The 22,607-nt window shown below is 29.0% G+C and carries 22 protein-coding genes; 5 read left to right on the top strand and 17 right to left on the bottom strand.

Annotated features, from left to right (window positions below; translation table 11 throughout):
* Window position 1 precedes the first annotated feature (1 nt).
* Window positions 2-1,189, top strand: a complete 1,188-nt coding sequence (locus H9I45_RS15705; protein ID WP_088354181.1) for an acetate/propionate family kinase — start codon at window positions 2-4, stop codon at window positions 1,187-1,189.
* Between the two features lie 67 nt (window positions 1,190-1,256).
* On the opposite strand, the gene H9I45_RS15700 is transcribed toward H9I45_RS15705, so the two are convergent.
* A complete protein-coding gene (locus H9I45_RS15700) occupies window positions 1,257-2,438 on the bottom strand; it encodes a T9SS type A sorting domain-containing protein (RefSeq protein ID WP_088354182.1) in 1,182 nt (393 codons plus the stop codon).
* Between the two features lie 165 nt (window positions 2,439-2,603).
* Here H9I45_RS15700 and H9I45_RS15695 point away from each other — a divergent pair, with 165 nt between their 5' ends.
* Both H9I45_RS15695 and H9I45_RS15690 read left to right on the top strand, forming a co-directional pair.
* Window positions 2,604-3,323, top strand: a complete 720-nt coding sequence (locus tag H9I45_RS15695; protein ID WP_088354183.1) for a YebC/PmpR family DNA-binding transcriptional regulator — start codon at window positions 2,604-2,606, stop codon at window positions 3,321-3,323.
* A 324-nt stretch (window positions 3,324-3,647) separates the two neighbouring features.
* On the top strand, window positions 3,648-4,832 hold the full coding sequence (locus H9I45_RS15690; protein ID WP_140422755.1) for a helix-turn-helix transcriptional regulator: 1,185 nt from the start codon (window positions 3,648-3,650) through the stop codon (window positions 4,830-4,832).
* Here the strand turns inward: H9I45_RS15690 and H9I45_RS15685 are convergent, their stop codons facing one another.
* The 14 genes from H9I45_RS15685 to H9I45_RS15620 form a co-directional block, all read right to left on the bottom strand.
* Window positions 4,833-5,897: an AMP-binding protein gene (locus H9I45_RS15685; protein ID WP_317043381.1), complete on the bottom strand. Its 1,065-nt coding sequence runs from the start codon at window positions 5,895-5,897 to the stop codon at window positions 4,833-4,835.
* Complete coding sequence (locus H9I45_RS15680) at window positions 5,887-6,864, bottom strand: CPBP family intramembrane glutamic endopeptidase (RefSeq protein WP_088354186.1); 978 nt, start codon at window positions 6,862-6,864, stop codon at window positions 5,887-5,889. Before H9I45_RS15680 ends, H9I45_RS15685 begins: the two co-directional genes overlap by 11 nt.
* A gap of 58 nt (window positions 6,865-6,922) precedes the next feature.
* Window positions 6,923-7,963 carry an o-succinylbenzoate synthase gene (locus H9I45_RS15675; protein WP_088354187.1) on the bottom strand — a complete coding sequence of 347 codons (1,041 nt, stop codon included), beginning with the start codon at window positions 7,961-7,963 and terminating at the stop codon, window positions 6,923-6,925.
* 32 nt (window positions 7,964-7,995) lie between these two features.
* Window positions 7,996-8,523 (bottom strand): SRPBCC family protein, encoded by a 528-nt coding sequence (locus H9I45_RS15670; RefSeq protein WP_088354188.1) that lies wholly within the window; start codon window positions 8,521-8,523, stop codon window positions 7,996-7,998.
* Window positions 8,524-8,535: 12 nt separating this feature from the next.
* Window positions 8,536-9,498, bottom strand: a complete 963-nt coding sequence (gene menA / locus H9I45_RS15665; protein WP_088354189.1) for a 1,4-dihydroxy-2-naphthoate octaprenyltransferase — start codon at window positions 9,496-9,498, stop codon at window positions 8,536-8,538.
* Complete coding sequence (locus tag H9I45_RS15660) at window positions 9,489-10,988, bottom strand: PH domain-containing protein (RefSeq protein ID WP_088354190.1); 1,500 nt, start codon at window positions 10,986-10,988, stop codon at window positions 9,489-9,491. Before H9I45_RS15660 ends, menA begins: the two co-directional genes overlap by 10 nt.
* Entirely contained in the window at window positions 10,981-11,490 is a 510-nt protein-coding gene (locus H9I45_RS15655) for a PH domain-containing protein (protein WP_088354191.1), read from the bottom strand. Before H9I45_RS15655 ends, H9I45_RS15660 begins: the two co-directional genes overlap by 8 nt.
* 51 nt (window positions 11,491-11,541) lie before the next feature.
* Window positions 11,542-11,964: a hypothetical protein gene (locus H9I45_RS15650; protein WP_088354192.1), complete on the bottom strand. Its 423-nt coding sequence runs from the start codon at window positions 11,962-11,964 to the stop codon at window positions 11,542-11,544.
* A 2-nt stretch (window positions 11,965-11,966) separates the two neighbouring features.
* Complete coding sequence (locus H9I45_RS15645; protein WP_088354193.1) at window positions 11,967-12,356, bottom strand: SPOR domain-containing protein; 390 nt, start codon at window positions 12,354-12,356, stop codon at window positions 11,967-11,969.
* A gap of 11 nt (window positions 12,357-12,367) precedes the next feature.
* A complete protein-coding gene (locus H9I45_RS15640) occupies window positions 12,368-12,763 on the bottom strand; it encodes a hypothetical protein (protein ID WP_088354194.1) in 396 nt (131 codons plus the stop codon).
* 2 nt (window positions 12,764-12,765) lie between these two features.
* The gene (locus H9I45_RS15635) at window positions 12,766-13,545 is read right to left on the bottom strand and encodes a (Fe-S)-binding protein (protein ID WP_088354195.1); all 780 of its coding nucleotides are present in this window, start codon (window positions 13,543-13,545) and stop codon (window positions 12,766-12,768) included.
* A 72-nt stretch (window positions 13,546-13,617) separates the two neighbouring features.
* The gene (locus H9I45_RS15630; RefSeq protein WP_088354196.1) at window positions 13,618-14,934 is read right to left on the bottom strand and encodes a 4Fe-4S dicluster domain-containing protein; all 1,317 of its coding nucleotides are present in this window, start codon (window positions 14,932-14,934) and stop codon (window positions 13,618-13,620) included.
* A 17-nt stretch (window positions 14,935-14,951) separates the two neighbouring features.
* A complete protein-coding gene (locus tag H9I45_RS15625) occupies window positions 14,952-15,905 on the bottom strand; it encodes an MlaD family protein (protein WP_088354197.1) in 954 nt (317 codons plus the stop codon).
* Window positions 15,906-15,957: 52 nt separating this feature from the next.
* Entirely contained in the window at window positions 15,958-17,049 is a 1,092-nt protein-coding gene (locus H9I45_RS15620) for an N-acetylmuramoyl-L-alanine amidase family protein (RefSeq protein ID WP_088354198.1), read from the bottom strand.
* 93 nt (window positions 17,050-17,142) lie between these two features.
* Between H9I45_RS15620 and H9I45_RS15615 the strand changes: the two genes are divergently transcribed.
* Together H9I45_RS15615 and H9I45_RS15610 are read left to right on the top strand one after the other, a co-directional pair.
* Window positions 17,143-19,836: a putative LPS assembly protein LptD gene (locus H9I45_RS15615; RefSeq protein ID WP_176397559.1), complete on the top strand. Its 2,694-nt coding sequence runs from the start codon at window positions 17,143-17,145 to the stop codon at window positions 19,834-19,836.
* Window positions 19,837-19,963: 127 nt separating this feature from the next.
* Entirely contained in the window at window positions 19,964-20,344 is a 381-nt protein-coding gene (locus tag H9I45_RS15610) for a Rid family detoxifying hydrolase (protein WP_088354199.1), read from the top strand.
* A gap of 117 nt (window positions 20,345-20,461) precedes the next feature.
* Here H9I45_RS15610 and gap read toward each other — a convergent pair whose 3' ends face one another.
* Window positions 20,462-21,463: a type I glyceraldehyde-3-phosphate dehydrogenase gene (gene gap, locus H9I45_RS15605; RefSeq protein ID WP_088354200.1), complete on the bottom strand. Its 1,002-nt coding sequence runs from the start codon at window positions 21,461-21,463 to the stop codon at window positions 20,462-20,464.
* A gap of 28 nt (window positions 21,464-21,491) precedes the next feature.
* Entirely contained in the window at window positions 21,492-22,478 is a 987-nt protein-coding gene (gene pfkA, locus H9I45_RS15600) for a 6-phosphofructokinase (RefSeq protein WP_217896859.1), read from the bottom strand.
* Between the last annotated feature and the right edge of the window lie 129 nt (window positions 22,479-22,607).

The raw sequence follows: 22,607 nt of genomic DNA, 5'->3' as shown, positions 1-22,607 counted from the left end.
TATGAATATTTTAGTTTTAAATGCAGGTTCTTCTTCTTTAAAATATCAAGTGATAGAAATGCCTTCTCAACATGTAAAATGTGTTGGTTTGGTAGAAAGAATTGGAATGGAAGATGCCGTTTTTACTCATGAAATTGATGATAAAAAACACCAAGAAGTTTTACCCATTTTAAATCATGAAGTTGGTTTACAAAAACTTGCTAAAACTTTATTAGACAAAAAAATTGGTGTTTTAAATTCTGTTGATGAAATAAAAGCGGTTGGACACAGAGTTGTTCATGGAGGAAGCAAATTCAGTAAAACTGTAGTTGTAACGCAAGAAGTAAAAGACAGTATTAGAGATTTATTCGATTTAGCACCTCTACATAATCCTGCAAATTTAACAGGAATAGAAATTGCGGAAACGATTTTTACATCCGCTAAACAAATTGCAATTTTCGATACTTCTTTTCATCAAACAATGCCAAAAGAAGCGTATCAATATGCAATTTCGAATAAATATTTAGAAGAAAACAAAATTAGAGCGTATGGTTTTCATGGCACAAGTCATAAATATGTTTCTGAAAAAGCGATTGAGTATTTAGGCGAAGAAAAATCAAAAAACATTATCACTATTCATTTAGGAAATGGTTGTAGCATGTCTGCAATTAAAAATGGAAAAAGCGTTGAAAATTCTATGGGTTTTGCGCCAATGAATGGCTTAATAATGGGAACTCGTTCTGGAGATATCGATCAATCTGTTATTTTCTTTTTGATAAATAAATTAAACAAATCTCTAGAAGAAGTAAATAATTTATTGCAAAAAGAATCTGGAATGCAAGGTTTAACTGGTTTTTCTGATTTACGTGAAATTTCTGAAAAAGCGGAACAAGGAAATGAAGATTGCCAAAACGCACTGAATTTAGCAGGTTATAGAATTCGTAAATACATTGGAAGTTATACTGCTATTTTAAACGGATTAGATGCCATTGTTTTTACAGCAGGAATTGGAGAAAACTCTGCAATAATGAGAAAATTAGCATGTAAAAATTTAAATTTTTTAGGAATTGATTTAGATGAAAGCAAAAATAATGTTCGTTCTAAAGAGATTCGAGAAATTCAAAATTCTACTTCAAAAGTAAAAGTTCTAGTAATTCCTACAAATGAAGAAATTGAGATTGCGAAACAATCGTATTTACTTATAAAGTAATGTTTAAAGAAAAACCACAAATCCTCTAATTTTTAGTTAGTGAATTTGTGGTTTTAAACTTTCTTTTTTAGTTTTTTATAATTCTTTTACTTACAAATTTACCTGCTGTTGTTTCTAATTTTAGTAAATAAACTCCTTTCGATAAAGACGTAATGTCTACTTGTTTTTGGTTTGTAGAAAAAACTTTCTTTCCTGAAACATTAAATATATCTATTTTTTCTACTTCAAAATTTGCGGTATCAATTGTAAAAACACCACTTGTAGGGTTTGGATATGCTTTAAAATTTAGTGTTACAAAATCTTCTACACTTGCAGTTTCTCCATTGTAATAATAAGTTGTTCTATCATTTGCTCCAGTAGAAGAAGTTAATATTTTATTTACGAACCTTGTATCTTCTCCTGTTAAAGCTGCAAAACCAGTTCTATCTTTAAAAGGATTTATTATTGTGCTCATTAATTGACTAGTATCAAAAGTATAACTTTCTTCATAATTACTTGTAAAGGTGCCATTATCAAAATCAAAATCTTTTTCTAAAATTAAATTACCATTACCATCATATGTGTATTCAGATTTATAATTATTTACATAAGAAGTACCATTCCAATCTTGACTAATATTTTGTGTTTGCTTGTTTATTGCATTATATGTGTAAGTATCTCTACTATCTAAATCCCAAGAGCTTCCATTCCACTCTTCATAGATAAATTCTGAAACTAAATTATTTGAACCATAATTTATAACAATTCTAGAAGAAGCATCTTGTTGTGCTGCTTCTGTAACCAACACCCAAGAAGATCCATTCCATTCTTCAGATAATAAACCTGTAATTTTATTATTTGTATAGGTAAAAGTACTTCTAAATTCATTTACCCAATTATTATTTTTTCTTTCTTGATCTATTGATTCTATAATTTGATTATTGCTATTATAGGTATAGATTGTTTTATAACCATCAACCGGATTTCCAGTAGAAGAATCTATATTTTCATAAGTATCTGTAACCAATTTATTTTGACTATTATAAGTATAGGTGTCTATTCCACTTAGATCCCATGAAGCATTTATACTATTCCAGTTATAGTAAGCATCTTCAGTTAAATTATTATTAGAATTATATTTATATGTTGATCTGCTATTATTAACCCAATTTACACCATCGTAAGATTGGTTTATTTTAGATGTTAATTTGTCTTGCCCAAAGATTGAAAAAGTTAATAATGTAAAAAGTAAAAAAGTAATTTTTTTCATAATAAATTTATTTAAAATATTTCACTCAAAATTATAAAGCCTTTTAAGGCAACACAATACCTATAACTAGGTAATTTATAAATAAAAAAGAGCCTTTAAAATAATTGCTATTCAGCATTCAAATTTCTACATTTGCGTAGTTAACAATTAAAATTAGCATAAGAAATGGGTAGAGCATTTGAGTTTCGAAAAGCAAGAAAAATGAAACGTTGGTCTGCAATGGCAAAAACATTTACCAGAATTGGTAAAGACATTGTTATGGCAGTAAAAGAAGGAGGACCTAACCCTGAAACAAACTCACGTTTAAGAGCAGTAATACAAAATGCAAAGGCTGCAAACATGCCTAAAGATAATGTAGAGCGTGCTATAAAAAAAGCAACCGATAAAGACACTGCAAATTATAAAGAAGTACTTTTCGAAGGATATGCACCACATGGAATTGCAATTCTTTTAGAAACTGCAACAGATAATAACAATAGAACTGTTGCCAATGTTAGAGCAGCTTTTAATAAATGCGATGGAAATTTAGGAACTTCTGGTTCTGTTGTATTTATGTTCGACCATACTTGTAATTTTACTTTGAAAAAAGAGGATATTACTATGGATATGGAAGAACTAGAATTAGAGTTAATAGATTTTGAAGTTGAAGAAGTTTTCGACGATGAAGAAGGTGTTATTATTTACGCTCCTTTTGAGCAGTTTGGTGCATTACAATCTTATTTTGAAGAAAATAATATAGAAATTCTATCTTCTGGTTTTGAAAGAATTCCAACAACTACAACAGCTGTTTCCGAAGAACAACAGGCAGATGTAGAAAAACTTTTAGAAAAACTAGAAGAAGACGATGATGTACAAAACGTGTATCATAGTATGGAAAATTCATAAAAAAACATTAAAAAAAACAAAAGTCGTGATAATTAAATCACGACTTTTTTTTTTGAATTTTAATAGATATATATTCTATCCCCCAATACAATATTTTACTACTAATTCAAAATATTAAACAAATGTAGTTTATTTAAACATTGTTTCACAAAAAAAGATTACATCTAAACTACTACAAACCTATTTTTAAACTACAAAAACTACTATATTTACACATTATTAGCAATAACTACCCATAGAATGAAGCAAAAAAGCAACTTTACTAAAATTCTTTTTTTCCTTATCGTAAACTTTTCTTATTGTTTACAATCTCAAGAAATTTTAATGAAAAGTGGATCAGATTGGCATTATTACGACCAAGGTTCTTTAAATGATGATTGGATGTTGTCTAATGATTTTTCAAATTGGAATTCTGGACCAGCTCCAATTGGTTATGGAGACACTAAACTTAAAACTACAATAAGCTTTGGAAATAGCAAAGAAAAAAAAGATATCGTAAAATATTTTAAGAAGAGAATTCAAATAAATAATGAAAATTTTGTTGCTTATGAATTTAAAATTTTAAGAGACGATGGTATAGTTCTTTATATCGATGGAAAAGAAATTCTAAGGAACAATATGCCAGATATTACAATATCAAGTAATACTTTAGCAAAAGAGATTATAGATAGAGATAATGAAAAAAAATATCTATCCTTTATTTTTGAAAGTAATATTTTTAAAAAAAATGAAGCAATTTTAAGTGTATCTATCCATCAAGTAAGACCTAAATCTAGTGACTGTCTATTTGATTTAGAATTAATAGGACATAAAAATCCAAATATATTAAAAACTGTTGTTGATAATAAAAGTAAAAAAAATTTAGAGCTACTAAATAAAATAGACCATTTGAATGAAAAGTTTGAATATGAAAAAGTAGTACTACGTAACGAATCTTTACACAACCATATATACAGTTTAAAAATAGTAATTTTCCTATTAGCTATTCTGCTAATAATTGGGTTTATCGTTAGCTACTACCTATTATTGAGATGTAAAAACAAAGGTAAAGAAATACAAAAAAATAATGAAATATTAAAAAACAACATCCTCGAAAAGGAAAAAGAAATGGTAACTTCTACTACGAATTTACTTTATAATAAACAATATTTTAAAGAAATAAAAGCAGATTTAAAAAGCATAAAGACCGAAGATAATAACGAAATAAAAAGTATTCTAAAACATATTGATTATATTTTAGATAGAGATAAAGATTGGGAAATTCTCAAAAAACATTTTAATGCAGTAAATGATGGTTTTTATGACAAAATAATTAAAGTACATCCAAATCTTTCTGAAACAGAATTAAGACATTGTATTTTTATAAAATTGCACATGCACACCAAAGAAATTGCAAAAATTCTTTTAATAGACCCAAGATCTGTGCAAACTGCAAGATATCGAATTAAGAAAAAAATGAATTTAGGAGAAGATGAAGATTTACGTGATTATTTATTGAATTTTGAGTAACTAAAATATCAAATCCAATGTTCTATTACGTTGGATTTTTTTTGTCTTAGTTTCCACAAACTTTTTTACAAAATAAATTTCTTTAGGAATTTCGAACTTAGAAAGTGTTTTTAAATTTTTGACTTCTATTAACTTCTCAACTGCACTCGAAGAGACAATGTCTTCAACAATTAAAACCAATTTTTCTCCTAATTTTTCATCAGGAATTCCAGATACAAAAAATCTATTTTCGATAATTTCAGAAAGCTTCTTCTCTATTTTTTCTGGATGTAATTTTATGCCGCCAGAATTAATTACATTATCAAAACGTCCTAACCACTCGAATTGAGTGTCTGAAATTAAATGAATAACATCATTTGTAAAAATCGCTTCTTTCGAAACTTTTGGAGCATCAATAACTAAGCAATTTCTTTCGTCTTTGTAAATGGTTACGTTTGGTAATACTTCATAAAAAGGCTTCTCTTCCGAAAACACATTAGAAAAGTTGTTAAGTTTTTTAACTGCTATATGTGTAATGGTTTCTGTCATTCCATAGGTTGCAAAAACCTCAGTAGAAATGGTTTGTAATTTATTTTGAAGTTGATTCGAAACTACTCCTCCACCAACAATTAGTTTTTTAATTTGATGTAAATTATCCATAGAATTTTCCACTTGCAAAGGAACCATTGCAGAGAAACCATATTCTTTAGAAACGTCTTTTAAAGGATTAGAAACTGGCTGAATAACATCTAAATGCCAACCCAAGGTAATTGCTCTAATCAGCATTAATTTACCTGCAATATATTCTATTGGGAGACATAATAAAGCTGTTGTATTTTCTGGTAAAGAAAAATAATTCCCAGTTGCTAATGCTGAATTTATAACGAACTCTTTTTGTAATTGAATCGATTTTGGTTTTCCAGTAGAGCCAGAAGTTTGTACAGTTATAAAACCGTCATTCGAAAACCATTCTTTTAAAAATGGATATATTTCTTTAGAAGAATTTTGTACATAAACTATTAATTCATCAACATTAGAAAATGAATTGTTATTTAATTGAAAGCTTTTATGGAGTTTATTCTGCACCAATATCTTCTAAAACTCTATAATTTTCTTTTAAGTTTACAGGTTCTGTAATTCTACCTGTTAGTTTTTCTTTCCAGTTTTTCCATCCATATTTTTTAGAAAAAATAAATAACATTAAAGGATATAAAACAAAAACTGGCAAAAACATTTCCCAAGTTACAGATGGTTCTGAAGTATCTATATACAAAGCATCTGTTTGAAAAACAGTCCAATCTGTCGTGATAAAAAATGCGGCAGTAATATTATTTATGGCATGTAAACCCAAGGCAATTTCTGTTCCTTCGTCCATTAATGTAATAATTCCATAGAACAAACCTGTTCCAATATAAAAAACCATGGTTATTTGTCCCAATTTAGCAACTTCAGGATTTGCACCATGTAACAAGCCAAAAACTACAGAAGTTATTAATAATGGAACCCATCGGTTTTTTGCTAAAATTCCAATTCCTTGCATAAAATATCCTCTAAATAGCAGTTCTTCTAAACTTGTTTGAAAAGGAATAAACAAAAAGGAAATTGCGACTAAAGTAAAGAATGGTGTTGCATTAAAATTCCAAGTATAATTTTCGGGCGCTAATAAAATTCCAACATAAGAAAATACGACTGCGATAATTCCCCACACAAAAAAACCATAGAAAAAACGTTTCCAATCGATTTTATTTCTGCTTGTTACTAAAGAAGTAATTGTTCTTTTATGAACATATTTAACCGCAATTAAAAGTGAAATTAAACCAACAAAAAAAGTAAATATCATTAGCGCAAGTAACAGGTTTTTATCAATGCCTGCTGTCATGAAATTGTCTTTTGCAAATTCCGAAAACTGATTGATGTCTTTCGATTTTGCTGCAGCTGCCATTAACAATGGAACTGCTCCCAAAATTTGCCATCCAAAAAAAACGATAACTATAGTAATTACCCAATGATACCATTCGTTTCTTCCTTTGTATGCTTGTTGAATAAAATTCATGTTTTATAAATTATAAATTGTCTTATTTTAACCTTTCGACTGCGCTCAAGGAAACATTTTAGACTAAATTAAAATTCCATTTTTTGGAATTATTATATTGTAATGTTCCGTTTTTTACCTCTAAAGGACTTTCAAAATTATTGGTAAACAAACCTCCTGTTCCCAAACCTTGTGGCAATTTGTTATTTAAAGTAAAAGTGAATTGTGCAATCGCATTCAACCCAATATTACTTTCTAAAGCAGAAGTTATCCACCAATCTATATTATTATTTTTTGCTAAATTAATCCATTCTTTACTTCCGCCAAAACCTCCAATTAAACTTGGTTTTAAAATTATAAATTGTGGTTTAGCAGTTTCTATTACTTTCTTTTTTTCTTCGGAAGTAAACACACCAATTAACTCTTCATCCAATGCAATTGGCAAAGGTGTTTTCTCACATAATAAAGCCATTTCTTGCAATTGACCTTGCTTTATAGGTTGTTCTATAGAATGCAAATTTAACTTAGATAACTGTTTTAATTTTTCAAGTGCTTCTTGTGGAATAAAAGCTCCATTTGCATCTACTCGCAATTCTATTTCTTCAGATGAAAACTCGTTTCTAATAGATTTTAATAAATTAATTTCTTCATTAAAATTAATTGCTCCAATTTTCATTTTAATACAAGAAAAACCTGATTTTAGTTTTTCTTGTATTTGTGTTTTCATAAAGGATTTATCACCCATCCAAACCAAACCATTTATTGGAATTGCTTGTTTTCCTTTGGTAAATTCTGATGGAAATAATTCAAATTTATCAATACTTTTTAACGATAAAAATGCTTGTTCTAATCCAAATTGAATCGATGGAAAATCTATGATTTCTACTAATAATTTTTCTAATCCTAAGTTGATATTTTTACAAACCCATTTTAGTTTTTCCTCGTAATTAGGAAGATCATCTGCACTTAAACCTCTAAACAAACCTGTTTCTCCAATACCTGTTTTACCATTTTCTTCTAAAATAATAAACCAAGTTTCTTTGGTTCTTAAAATTCCACGTGAAGTTCCACTCGGATTTTTAAAATTAAGAATGTATTTTTTATAGGTTGCTTTTATCAAAATAAAATTTTTGCTGTATTATTAAGAAATTGTTATTCCTGTTCTTTTTCTTGCTCGATATATTTCTTGAAATTATTTAAATACTTTTGGTCTTGTTCTTGAAAAGTTCCTTTAAAATAAGGAAATAAACAAGCCATCACATAAGAATCGCTTCTACAACTTGCATTTAAAGTAATTGTGGTTACACCTTCTTTTTCTGTGAAAATATAATCGTCTTTTTTTAGCATATTTTCGGCGTCATAAAACAAAGTAACTTTTTCGTTTGGTACGTAAGCCATTACTTTTTCTGTCATGGTAATATCTTGTCCTTGATTTTCTACCACCAATTTATAAACACTTCCTGTAATTCCTTGATTCTGGTTTACAGTTTCGAAAGATTGAATTTCTGGAATCCAGTTTTTCTTATTTTCTGGTTTATTAAATTGGTTAAAAACAGCTTCTACTGGCTTCTCTACAGAAACTTGTGCTGTATATTTTGTTTCTTTTACAATTAAACCTGTTGCGAAAAATGCTAAAACTAACACTGTAATAATTCCTAAAATTATTTTTATTGCTTTCATAATACTATTCTTTTAAAATACTGTTTGTCCGATTGCAAATAGAATTGCAAACAAAAATGTACTTAATGCCACTTTTTTTAATTCGCTATCTAGTGCTGCAGGAATTTTGTTAATTGCTACAGTTTTTACATTCTTAATCAAAGGTACAAACGCTATTAAAAATACCAATTGATAAATGGAGTTAAAATTTAAAAACACATAAACTAAAGCTGTTATTAATGCTCCAAATATTAAAAAATAATGATATTTCTTAGCTTTTTCTATCCCTAATTTTACAACCAATGTATTTTTATTATTCTTTTTATCTTCTTCTCTGTCTCTTAAATTATTTAAATTTAAAACTGCTGTACTTAATAAACCTACTGAAATTGCTGGCAAGAAAATGTTGAAATTAATTTGTTTTGTGTACAAAAAGTAACTTCCTACAACACTTAATAAACCGAAAAACAAAAATACAAATACATCTCCAAAACCACTGTAACCATAAGCCGAATTACCAACTGTGTATTTAATAGCTGCTACAATCGATGCAATTCCTAAAATAAAAAACAAAATAGAATACCCAAAATTCTCACTTCCGAAAGCAACATAAATTAATAATGAAGCAATTATTAAGGTGATAATTGTAGTAATTATTATTGCAATTTTCATTTGTTTTGGTGAGATGGCTCCAGAAGAAACCATTCTTGCTTCTCCTGTTCTGTTTTTGTCTGACCCTTTAATTCCATCTCCATAATCATTCGCAAAGTTAGATAGTACTTGAAAACCAATTGTGGTTAAAATTGCTAAAAAAAAGATTAAAAAAGATGATTCAATCTCGATATGTTTTACGTAAAAAGACGCTTCAATTCCACTAAGTTTATTTTGTATATGCTCTTTCCTCCAGATTCCCAAAATACTTCCCACAATAATCCCAGAAATAGATAGTGGTAAAGTTCTTAAACGTGCAGCTTTTATATAACTTTTTACATCCATGATTTCTTACTAGTTTCTACTTTAAACAATGTGTAATTATATATTTTTTGTGCATTTTCTAATTGAATGCATGGTATTTTAATTTTACCTGAAGCCGTTTGAAAAACAATATCTGCCACATTTTTTCTCGCTTGAAAAATGGTTTGTTTCAATTTTACATTTTGTACCTTAAAAAAAGGCAAATAGGTTTTATGTGTTTCTATACTTCCAGAGCCTAACAACAATAAATCGTCATTAAAATAATAATATCTTTTTCTGAATTTTAGTTCGATAAAAAATATAAAAATTGGTATTAATAAGGCATTTATCCAAAAAACATGTAAACTTTCAAAACCAAAATAAAGACCGGTATTTAATATCAAGAAAAAAAGCATACTTCTAAAATACAATCTTGCTCTAAAATAAGAATCTGAATAATTTTTACCTATACCTTCTAGATTTTCATTAGGAAACAACAACTCTTTTATAATTGCAACTTGTGCAGATTTACAACCTACAATTTTAATAATTTTATTCTGTTTCTTTTTTACTTTACCACTTATTGCTTGCTTAAAAGTGATAAACGAAATTCCTAATTTCTTTTTTATTGGATTTGTAGAAACAGTAATATGTTGCACTTTATCCTTCTTTAAAATTACAGAATTTTTGGTTGTTAAGCCTTGGTAAATTTCTAGAGCGTTATTTTTTACGAAAACAGTTAAGTTAAAGTGTCTTAAAAACACACGAACTAAGGAGCTTAAAACTGCTATTATTGTAAAAAAAATTAATAATCCTACAATTAAAAAGACACTTGTTTCTAATGTCGACGTATTTTCTGAAATATAATCGTCTAACAGATCTCTTTTTCCTAAACCATCGAAAAGATCGCTTATTTGCTGATAAAAACCGATTAAAATAGCAAATAAAAGCAGTAAACTTTGTAAATGATTTTCAGTTAAACTTACCTTCATCAACTCTAAAAAACCTACTTTTAATAATGGCTTTTCTGTAATTTCTGATTCTTTGGTTATATTTTTTTTATCGAAAATTGTAACTGCATTTTTTAATGCTTTTGCTTCTTTAAAGGATAATGCTTTTATCGAAATTTCTGCTTTTGCAGAACCAGCAGTTTCTATATTTACTTCGTGCACATTAATTATTTGCTGCATAATATTCTGCTTAAAATTAATGTTCTGAATTCTATCGAAAGGAATAGAAGTATTGGTCTTTTTTATGATTCCTCTTTTTAAAATAAAATGATTGTTTTCTATTTTAAATTGAAAATTTTTGAAAATAAAGAAAGCTCTCAATAAGAAAAAAACGAGCACTACAAAAATACCTAAATAAATATAGTTTAAGGTGGATTCGGAAATTTTGGAAAACTTTTGAATGAAAAGAAATAGTAAAATCCAAAATGCTTTTAGCACTTTATAAAGTAAATTCAAATAAATAATAAGAATCCCTTTTTTAGATTGTCTCCTAAACTGGCTAAAATCTTGTGAATTATCCATCTATTTGATTGCTGATAAATTCTTTAATTTTTGCTGCTTCTTCTTTTACAAGTCCACTTATTTTTAAATCGTCGCTACTATCTCCTGCTGTAAAAACACTTAAAGAAACCAAATTAAAATATCGGGAAATAGGCCCTTGATCTATCTCCACATGCTGTATTCTATTAAAAGGAACTGTTGTTAACGTTCTAAAAAAGATCCCGTTTTTGTAAGAAATATCTTTTTCTCTTACTGCATATTTTCTTTTTTTAAAACCAACAATTTTTATAGAAAGCGTTATTAGTAAAAATATAAAAACAGCAACATATAGCCATATAGTATATTCTTCCAATTCTAATAAATCTTTATAATCTACAATAAAAACGGCCGTGAATAAAACTGCAAAAACGATACCTATGTTCAATACAATTACTTTTAAATATTTCTTTTCTATTGATTTAAAATCAATTTTAGAAATATCTGGAAAATCTATAACTGTATTATTTTGAAAAATATCTGCCATTTAAAAAAAATTATTAGTATATATTTTAAAAACAGCATAAATACATGCTTATTAAATTGCGTTACTTACCACAAAACCTGCGCTTATAGAAACTTGTTTATTTACTGTAGAAATTAAAAACTCTTCTTCTTTTAATAGCATATTATCTTGAAATATTTGTAAAATAACACTGTAGCTACTCGTTATTTTAGAACTTTTATCTTCGTATTTTAATAATGTACTTGCTGCATTTCGCACACCTCTTCCATTATACTCTTTTTTAAAGGGAAAGGTATTTACATCAAAAGTATCGTCTAATTTAAAATAACCAGATTCTACAAAAACTGTAGAAATTTTTGCTACATGATTGCCACCAGCTTTTACCACAAACTTAACATTTGTTATGGAAGCTCCATCTGTAAGAAAAGATAAATTAGTGTCTGAACAAGCCAATAATGCACAACTAAAAAAAAATAACAATATATTTTTTTTCATTATTATTTTTTTAATGCTTCTTTAATATTTATAGGAAGGTTATTTTCCAAAGCTTGTACAAATGCACCTTTGTATTTATAACGTAATTGGTTTCTTTGACTTCTAGCTTCTTCGTAAGTTTCGAAAGCTCCTATCCTATATTTTGTTAGTGAATTTTCTTCGAATGTATTTACACCTTCTGAATTCGCTAATTGATTATTAGGATTTCTTAACGCCGCAATTTGCACTGTAAACACAAGACTTGGTTCTTGTTCTTCTACAACCTCGTCTCTAACAGTAGGATCTGTAGATACTGGCGCTACAATTTCTTCCTGTTTTTCTTTTTTTACTTCTTTATCTCCACATGAAAATAATAGCAGTGTTATTGAAAATAAAATTATTAGTTTTTTCATTATTTTAACTTTTATAAGTTAGCTGAAGGCTTTTTTAAAGCTTCTTTAATATGAATTCGTTTTCCATTTTTAATAGAAACAATAAATGCATCGTTACAAACACTTAAAACAATTCTTTTATATTCTACAGCTTCTTCGTAGGTAGGAAATTCTCCTAATCTATATTTAAATAAATTATCCTCTTCTCTAGCAATAACAATATTATTAATTTTTTCTAACTCGCTATTTTTATTGGTAAATGCGGCTATTTGAACTGTAAAAAATAAATTATCGGTAGACTTAACATATACCTCAGGTAAAGTATTAGCAATTACTTTTAAGTATTCACCATATTTTTCTTGCGCTGTAAACTTGCTAGAAGTTATAAAAATTGATGCTGTAAAAATAAATAAGATAATTTTTCTCATGTCTATAAATTATTAGCTTCTGCAATTAATTCTGCAATATCTTTTACAACAACTTCTGTTTCTTTTTCTTTAAACTTTATTCCATCTGTCATCATTGTATTACAATAAGGACAACCAGTTGCGATAATTTCTGGTTTCGTTTCTAAAGCATCTTCTGTTCTTAATACATTTACTTCTTTATCTCCTGCCTCTGCATCTTTAAACATTTGTGCTCCACCAGCTCCACAGCACAAAGCTGTACTTTTGTTACGTTTCATTTCGGTTAAATTAACACCTAATCTGCGAATTAAATCACGTGGAGATTCGTAAACTTCGTTTGCTCTTCCTAAATAACATGGGTCGTGAAAAGTAACTCTTTTTCCTTGTAAAGTAGTTTCGTCTATTTTTAAACGTCCTTCAGAAATTAAATTTTGAATAAATTGTGTGTGATGATAAACTTGATACTTACCTCCTAATTCTGGGTATTCATTTTTTAAAGTATTGAAAGAATGTGGGTCGCAAGTAACAATTTTCTTTACTTCGTAACCATTTAGAACTTCAATATTCATCATTGCCTGCATTTGAAACAAAAACTCGTTTCCTGCTCTTTTTGCTGCATCTCCAGTAGAAGATTCTTCGGTTCCTAAAACTGCAAAATCTACGTTTGCTGCATGTAATATTTTTACGAATGCTCTTGATATTTTCTTAGCTCTATCATCATAACTTCCTGCTGCTCCCACCCAAAACAATACTTCTGGTTGTTTTCCCTGAGCCATCATTTCTGCCATTGTTGGTACTATCATAAATTACAAATTTTTAATTATGAATTATGAATTGTTTTAAAACGTAATTGATAATTGTTTATTGAAAATTGTTTATTCTTCATTAGCCCAATTCAACCTATCTTGTTGATTGTATTGCCAAGGTGCACCATTATTTTCGATGTTGGTCATCATCATATTTAATTCTTGTGGTGCTGCACTTTCTTCCATAACTAAATATCTTCTCATATCCATAATTATAGAAAGTGGATCTATATTTACAGGACATTCTTCTACACAAGCATTACAACTTGTACACGCCCATAGTTCTTCTGGTGAAATGTAATCGTTTAATAATTGCTTTCCATCATCTTTAAATGTTCCCCCATTCGCATCAATATTTCTACCAACTTCTTCCAATCGATCTCTGGTGTCCATCATAATTTTACGAGGAGATAATTTTTTACCTGTTAAATTTGCAGGACAAGAAGATGTACAACGTCCACATTCTGTACACGTATAAGCATTTAATAATTGTACCCAGTTTAAGTCGGTAACTTCAGAGGCTCCAAATTTTTCTGGAACAACCTCTTCTTCTCCAGTTTCTGGAGTTGCATACGGGTCTGCATCTGGGTCCATCATTAATTTTACTTCATTGGTAACAGATGCTAAATTATTAAACTGTCCTTTTGGCTTTAAATTCGCAAAAAATGTATTTGGAAATGCTAATAGAATATGTAAATGTTTTGAATAATATAAATAGTTTAAGAAAACTAAAATCCCCAAAATATGAATCCACCAAGCTGTTCTTTCGATAGTATGTAGTGTCTCTGGAGAAAAACCATCAAATAAAGGCGCAATAAATTGACTTATTGGATTTCCAACTCCTGCTTGTTGAAAAGCTAGATCTGTAGCATTCATTACCAAAAAAAGTGACATTAAAACCATTTCGAAATACAAAATAAAATTCCCATCGTTCTTTGGCCACCCTTTCATTTCTCTGCTTAAAAAACGCTTTATATTTGCTACGTTTCTACGCGTCCAAAATAATATAACTGCGATAAAAACCAAAGCTGCTAAAACTTCGAAAGTTCCAATTAAGAAACCGTAAAAAGAATCTCCTAGAAATCCTTGAAAGATTCTATGGGTTCCAAAAATTCCATCAATAATAATTTCTAAAACTTCTATATTTATGATGATAAAACCAACGTAAACAATAATATGTAAGAAACCGGAAAATGGTCTTCGAACCATTTTAGATTGCCCTAAAGCAATTTTAATCATATTTTTCCAACGCTCAGATTTATTATCTGTTCTGTTGATATCTTTTCCGAGTTTGATATTTCTAGTTAGTTTGCGAATATTCATCGCAAAAAAACCGATACCAGCAATTAAAGCAATGGCAAAAAGTATGTTTGGTAGGTATTGCATATATATGGTTAATTAAATTATTCTTTCACTTTTTCTACTTCTTCGTAAGGACCTGGGCTTTTTCCGAAAAGAGAGAAATGAACATATCTCTTTGGATTTAGTTTGATATCTCTAAGCAGCTCTTCTAATTCCTTAGTTGCAGCTTCTAGATTATCGTACATTTTTTTGTCGTTGATTAACTTCGCAATTGACCCCTCTCCTGAGTTCATTTTTGTAGACAATTCGTTAAAATTATCTACAGCGTTTTCTGCTTTTTGAACTATTTGATTGATATTTACAGTAGTTAAACTATCTGACAATCTACTTAAATTTCCTGTAATTTGTTTTGTATTTAATAGTGTTACTTTTAAATTCTCTTGATTGTCTACAACCATCGAATTTACGGATTTTACTGTTTGTCTTATATCACTAATTGTAGCTGCTAAATTGGAAACTGAGCTATTAATACCTTCTACAGTATCGTCATTTAAAATTTTATTAATTCCGCTGAATAAAGTATCCGCTCTAACAATTACTTTTTCAATTTTTTGTTGTAATGGATTTAATCGTTCTCCAATCGAAGTAAATAAACTTTCTTCCATTTCTCCTTTTAATAAATCTCCAGAAACTGCCATTTCTCCTTCGTAATTTGGAACAATAGCTAAATTAGAACCACTTAATGGATTTGGAGAGTAAATTCTTACAACGCTACTTTTAGAGAATTGAAATTCGTTTTCTACAATAAAAGTAACTATTAAATGCCCTCTTCTTTCTTCTGATGTATCAAATTCAATTTTATCGACTTTACCTACTTTTAATCCATTTATTGTTACAGCACTAGATCTTGTTAACCCTCCAATTTTACCATACTCTACTTTAAAAATTCGGGTTCCAGAATCTAATAAATTTTGTCCTTTAAGGAAATTAAAACCCCAAATTGAACATGCAATAATTACAACTGCTACGATTCCTATTTTTAATTCTTTTGTCATTCTTTCTATTTCTTACACAATATTACTTAATTTTTGCGAGTAACACTCAATCTTACTTCATTTTTACAGCTTCTTTAAGAGGTATTTTTTTCCCATCTTTAAAAGCTATAATAAATGCGGTTTTATATCCTTTTGATTTTGCTTTCTTTAAGGACTCTTTTACCATATTATAAGAATATGTATTCCCATAATAATATTTATAAAAAGAACCAATTTTAACCCTTTTAACATCTTTTAATCCTTTAAAATTATAAGATTTTTCTGCAATTTTATTTTTACCTGAAGCTATTTGTATCTTATATTCTATTTCGCTTTTAAACTCGTTTGTTGTAACTTCTTCTATAACAGTATTTAATTTAAGGTTATTTACATAATTATAAATAGCATCTGCAATTGCATTTGCCATTTGTGTTTGTCCTTTTTTTGAGTTTAAATACCTACCTTCTTTTTTATTTGTTAAAAAGCCTAATTCTACTAAAACACTAGGCATAATCGTCTCCCTTAAAACCTGAAAATTATCTTGTTTAACTTTTCTATCGTTTCTTTTTAATTTTAAAGAAAAATTATTCTGAATAATACTTGCTAAAGCCAAACTCTTATCTAAATTCTCTTCTTGAAGCAATGACAAGCCAATTACAGATTCTGCCGAATTTGGGTCGAAACCTTTATATTTATCTTTAAAATTATCTTCTAATAAAATTACTGCATTTTCTCGTTTAGCAATTTCTAGGTTTTTTTTGTTTCCTCTTAACCCTAATACAAAAGTTCCTGCTCCATATGCATTTGAGGTATGCGAATCGCAATGAATAGAGACAAATAAATCTGCCTTAGAATTATTTGCAATGTCTCCTCTTTTCCATAAATCTATAAAAACATCTTTATTTCGAGTAAAAATTACTTTTACATCTTTTTTACTCTTTAATTTTTTACCTACCAATAGAGCTACCTTTAATGCGATATTCTTTTCTTTAAAACCATTTCCTAAGTTACCAGGATCTTTTCCTCCATGGCCAGCATCTAAAACTACAGTATATTGTTTTTGTGCTACAAGTGTATTTATACCGCTTAAAAAAAAGAGTAATACGAATAAAAGAAAAAGATTTTTCTTTTTATTTAGATTTTTGTGTTTTTGTTGGGATTGCATCAATAAAATTTAACTAATTTTGGCGTCTATTAATTTGGAACTTCAATTATTGAGCCATATTTTTACTCGCATACAAAAATAGTATTTAAAGCATTGCAAACAAACCTATCATACATACTTTTATTTTGCTGCTTCTTTTTTATAAAGTTAGGGTTTTCTCAAGATATAAAACCAATTAAAAAAACGGTTGTTCCTCTTGGCATAAGAGATACAATATCTCCGCCCAAAAAAGATACGATTCTACCCCTTAAAAAAGACACTTTTTTACTTAAAAAAAAGGATACTATTTCTTTAGACACTATAAAACCTAAGGAAAGTATAGAGGATGTTATTACACATGTTGCTACAGACTACACAATACAGGATGCAAAAAACAAAACGGTTACTTTGTATAATGAAGCTAATATTACTTATACTGATATAGACTTAAAAGCAGGAATTATAATTGTAGATTATAAAAAAAACACACTATTTGCTAAAGGAATAAAAGATAGTACAGGATATGTACAACGTCCTATTTTTAAACAAGGAAGCGAAGAAACCGAACAAGATTCTATTGTATATAATTTTAAATCTAAAAGAGCTTTAATTTACGGTTTAAAAACAAAGCAAGGAGAAATGTTTACTTATGGCGAAAAAACCAAAAGAGTAAATGATTCTACTATTTATGTACGAAAAATACGTTTTACAACTTCAGAAAAAGAAAACCCAGACTATTATATTGCAACAAATAAAGCAAAATTAGTACCTGGGAAAAAGATTATTGTAGGTTCTAGTAATTTAGTTTTAGCAGATATACCAACTCCAATTATTTTACCTTTTGCTTATTTTCCATTATCAGAAACAAGTGTTTCTGGTTTTTTAATTCCTGCATTCGATACTGGTAGCTCCTCTAGAGGAATTGGTTTTCAAAATGGTGGTTATTATTTTGCAATTAGCGATTATATAGACCTTGGTATTACTGGCGATGTTTATTCTAATGGAACTTGGGGTTTTCGAGCAAATTCCAACTACAATAAAAGATATCGCTTTAATGGTTCCTTTAGTTTTAATTTCGAAAATATAATTAGTGGTATTCGTGGTTTCGACGATTTTTCTAAATCTAATAACTTTAATTTACGTTGGTCACATAATCAAGATTCTAAAGCGAGTCCAAACTCCAGGTTTACAGCTTCTGTAAATTTAGGAAGTAGTCGTTTTTTTAGAGAGTCTTTAAATCAGGTTAATATTTCTCAATCGCAAACAAACACTTTTAATTCTTCTGTAAATTATAGTAAAACTTTTGTTGGTACACCATTTAATATGAATGTAACAGCAACACATCAACAAAACACGAATACAAACGAAATTACAATGACTTTGCCTTCTTTAACAGTAAATATGAATCGTATTTATCCATTCGCAGGTAAAGGAGGTGTTAAGAAAAACCCAATTCAAAAAATGGGTTTTAACTATACTTTGCAAGGACAGTATTTAATAAATACAAATGAAGACGATTTTTTAACAGCAAAAATGTTTGAAACTGCAAGATCTGGAATGCAACATAAAACAGGTACAAACACCAATTTAAAAGCTTTTAAATACTTTACAATTTCGCCAAGTGCCAATTACGAAGAATCTTGGAACTTTAATTATATAGAAAAAGAATATGATCCAATTAATGCCGAAATTAGAACCGATTCTTTAATTGGATTTAAATCTTTTAGAACCTATAATTTAGGGGTTAGCTTATCTACAAATATATATGGTACTTTCAACTTTAAAAAAGGGAAATTAAAAACGATTAGACACACATTTAGACCCTCTATCTCTTATTCTTATAGACCAGATTTTGGAAGCCAGTACATAAAACAAGTCCGAAAAAGTGCAGACCCCTTAGATTTTGAAAATTATACTATTTTTGATAATAGTTTATACAGAGCACCATCTGCAGGATTAAGTAATTCAATTGGAATTTCTTTAAATAATGTTTTAGAGGCAAAAGTCGCCTCAGATGACCCAGATAGTGATGAAGAAGATAAGAAAATAACACTTTTAAACAACTTAAACTTTAATACTTCCTACAACATTGCTGCAGATAGTTTACGATGGTCTCCTATTAGCTTTTCTGCAGGAACTCGTTTCTTTAAAGATAAGTTAGCCGTTAATTTAAGTGGTTCTTTAGATCCATATAAAACAGTTGAATCGAATGGATCTATTATAAGAATAGATGAGTTTAATGCAGGTTTACCAAGATTAACAAACGCAAGTATAACTGCAAACTACTCTATTTCTAGTGCCGATTTTAAAAAGGGTAATAAAGAAGATAAAAACAGTAATACAAATTCTGCTAACAATCCACCAGATGTTATTGGCGCAGATATAAATCCAACAGATAGGTTTGGTCCAAGAAATAATGCTAATTCAAGTAAAGAAGATAAAAATAAAACTGCCAAATTATTCAACTCAGATATTCCTTGGTCTATTAATTTAGCATATTCCACAAACTATATAAATAATGGTGTCGATCCTGGTGAAATTGGGGTACAAAGTTTAATGTTTAGTGGTAATTTAGAATTATCTCCAAAATGGAAAGTTGGTTATTCTTCTGGTTACGATTTTAAAGGTGGTGCATTTACATTTTCGAGATTTAATTTTTCGAGAGATTTAGATAGCTGGCAGTTCAATTTTAACTGGGTTCCTTTTGGAACAAACTCTTCTTACACGTTTTTTATTGGTGTAAAATCTTCTGTTTTAGCAGATTTAAAATGGGATAAAAATAAGCCACCAGATAGAAGGTTGTTTTAGAAAGAAGTTGGAAGTTGTAAAGATGGAAGCGTGAAGCTGGAAGAAGGAAAAGTAAGTTCGCAATTGTCATTTCGACTTTATGGAGAAATCTTAATATTGAAACTTAAAAATAAAAAACTAATAAACAATGAAAACAATAATCACAACCAAACACGCACCTGCTCCTATTGGACCATATAACCAAGCTGTATTAACTGGAAATACTTTGTACACTTCTGGACAAATAGCTATAAATCCGAATTCGGGAGAATTGGTTCTAGACAGTATTACTTTAGAAACAAAACAAGTAATGGAAAACTTAAAAGAAGTTTTAGCCGCTGCAAAAATGACTTTCGAAAATGTTATAAAAGCTTCTATTTTTATTTCTGATATGAATAATTTTGCTGAAATAAATACAGTTTACGGAGAATATTTCGATAATGAAACTGCGCCTGCAAGAGAAACTGTAGAAGTTGCGAACTTGCCTAAGTTTGTGAATGTAGAAATTAGTGTGATAGCTGTGAAATAGTATTCAGTATTCAGTATTCAGTATTCAGTATTCAGTATTCAGTATTCAGTATTCAAAAATAAAAAAACCTGATAGAAACAAATCTATCAGGTTTTTACTTTTACTATATTTTAAATACTATAAAGTATCTGCGTATTCAATTAAATCTACGATTTTAGTTGAATAACCTATTTCGTTATCATACCAAGAAACAACTTTTACAAAGTTATCGTTTAATGCAATTCCTGCGTTTGCATCGAATATAGAAGTACGAGTATCTCCAACAAAGTCTTGAGAAACTACTAAATCTTCAGTGTATCCTAAAACACCTTTCATTGGTCCACTTTCAGAAGCAGCTTTCATAGCAGCACAAATTTCTGCATAAGTAGCTGGTTTTTCTAATTTTACTGTTAAATCTACAACAGAAACATCCATAGTAGGAATTCTAAAAGCCATACCAGTTAATTTTCCGTTTAATGCAGGAATTACTTTCCCAACAGCTTTTGCTGCTCCAGTAGAAGAAGGAATTACGTTACCAATTGCAGAACGTCCACCTCTCCAGTCTTTCATAGAAGGACCATCAACAGTTTTTTGAGTTGCAGTTGCTGCGTGTACAGTTGTCATTAAACCTTCAGATATTCCCCAATTGTCATTTAATACTTTTGCAATAGGAGATAAACAGTTTGTAGTACAAGATGCATTAGAAAAAATCTTTTGATCTGCTTTTAATTCTGTATTATTTACACCCATAACAAACATTGGTGTATGATCTTTAGAAGGTGCAGATAAAACAACTTTTTTAGCTCCTGCTTCTAAATGCTTTCCAGCAGTTTCTTCAGTTAAGAAAAAACCAGTAGATTCGATTACATATTCTGCATCTACTTCATCCCACTTTAAATTTGCAGGATCTCTTTCTGCAGTAATTCTAATTTCGTTTCCGTTTACAACTAATTTACCATCTTTTACATCAACAGTTCCATCGAATTTACCATGAACTGAATCATACTTTAACATATATGCTAAATAATCTACATCTAATAAATCATTAATTGCTACTACTTGTACACCTGGTCTGTTAACTGTAGATCTAAATGCTAATCTTCCAATTCTACCAAATCCGTTAATTCCTACTTTTATCATTTTTTTACTCTTTAATTACTTATTAATATTATGTAGTCATGATATCTGAAACTCTTAAAAGTTCCTGATTTATTGAATGACCTCCTTTTATTGCTTCTGCAATACTTGTACTTATTACTTCGTTGTTTTTTAAACCAACCATTAAATTTGTTTGTCCGTCTAATAATAATTCTACAGACTTTACACCTAATCTACTTGCTAAAACTCTATCGAAACAAGAAGGTGAACCTCCTCTTTGCATGTGTCCTAATACAGAAACTCTTACGTCATATTCTGGTAAGTTTTCCTCTACATATTGTGCTAATTCGTAAACATTTTTACCAGATTTATCTCCTTCTGCAACAACAACAATACTAGAAGACTTTCCTGTTCTTCTACTCTTTTTAAGAGATTCTAACATTCTTTCTAAACCTAAGTCTTCTTCAGGAATTAAAATTTCTTCTGCTCCTGCTCCAACACCTGCGTTTAATGCAATAAAACCAGCATCTCTACCCATTACTTCAACAAAAAATAATCTGTTGTGAGAAGATGCAGTATCTCTAATTTTATCGATTGCTTCTACAGCTGTATTTAAAGCTGTATCATACCCTAAAGTATGGGTAGTTCCAAAAATATCATTATCGATAGTTCCTGGAATTCCAATTACCGGAAATTTGTATTCTTCGTTAAAAATTACTGCTCCTGTAAAAGAACCATCTCCACCAATAACAACCATTGCTTCAATGTTATTTTCTTTCAAATGCTCGTAAGCTTTGGCTCTACCTTCTTTGGTTCTAAATTCTTTTGATCTTGCAGATTTTAAAATAGTTCCTCCTTTATTGATTATATTGTTAACGCTTCTTGCTGTTAACTCAATAAAATCGCCTTCAATAAGACCTTCATAACCTCTATATATACCAACACAACTAACTCTGTAATAAGCACATGCTCTAACCACAGACCTAATTGCTGCATTCATTCCAGGAGCATCTCCCCCAGAAGTCATTACTGCTATTTTTTTTATTTTCTTCATAATTATATATCGTAAAATTACTGCTTTTTGGGCATTTAAAATAAAAAAACTACGAAATCGTTTTAGGCTTTTTCCTTTATTTATATTCTATTTTTTAGAATATCATCTATAAAAATTAAAACGTTTTCAGTA

It is taken from the genome of Polaribacter haliotis, assembly GCF_014784055.1.
Taxonomy (GTDB): Bacteria; Bacteroidota; Bacteroidia; order Flavobacteriales; family Flavobacteriaceae; genus Polaribacter; species Polaribacter haliotis.
This window is presented reverse-complemented; position numbering and strand designations above follow the sequence as displayed.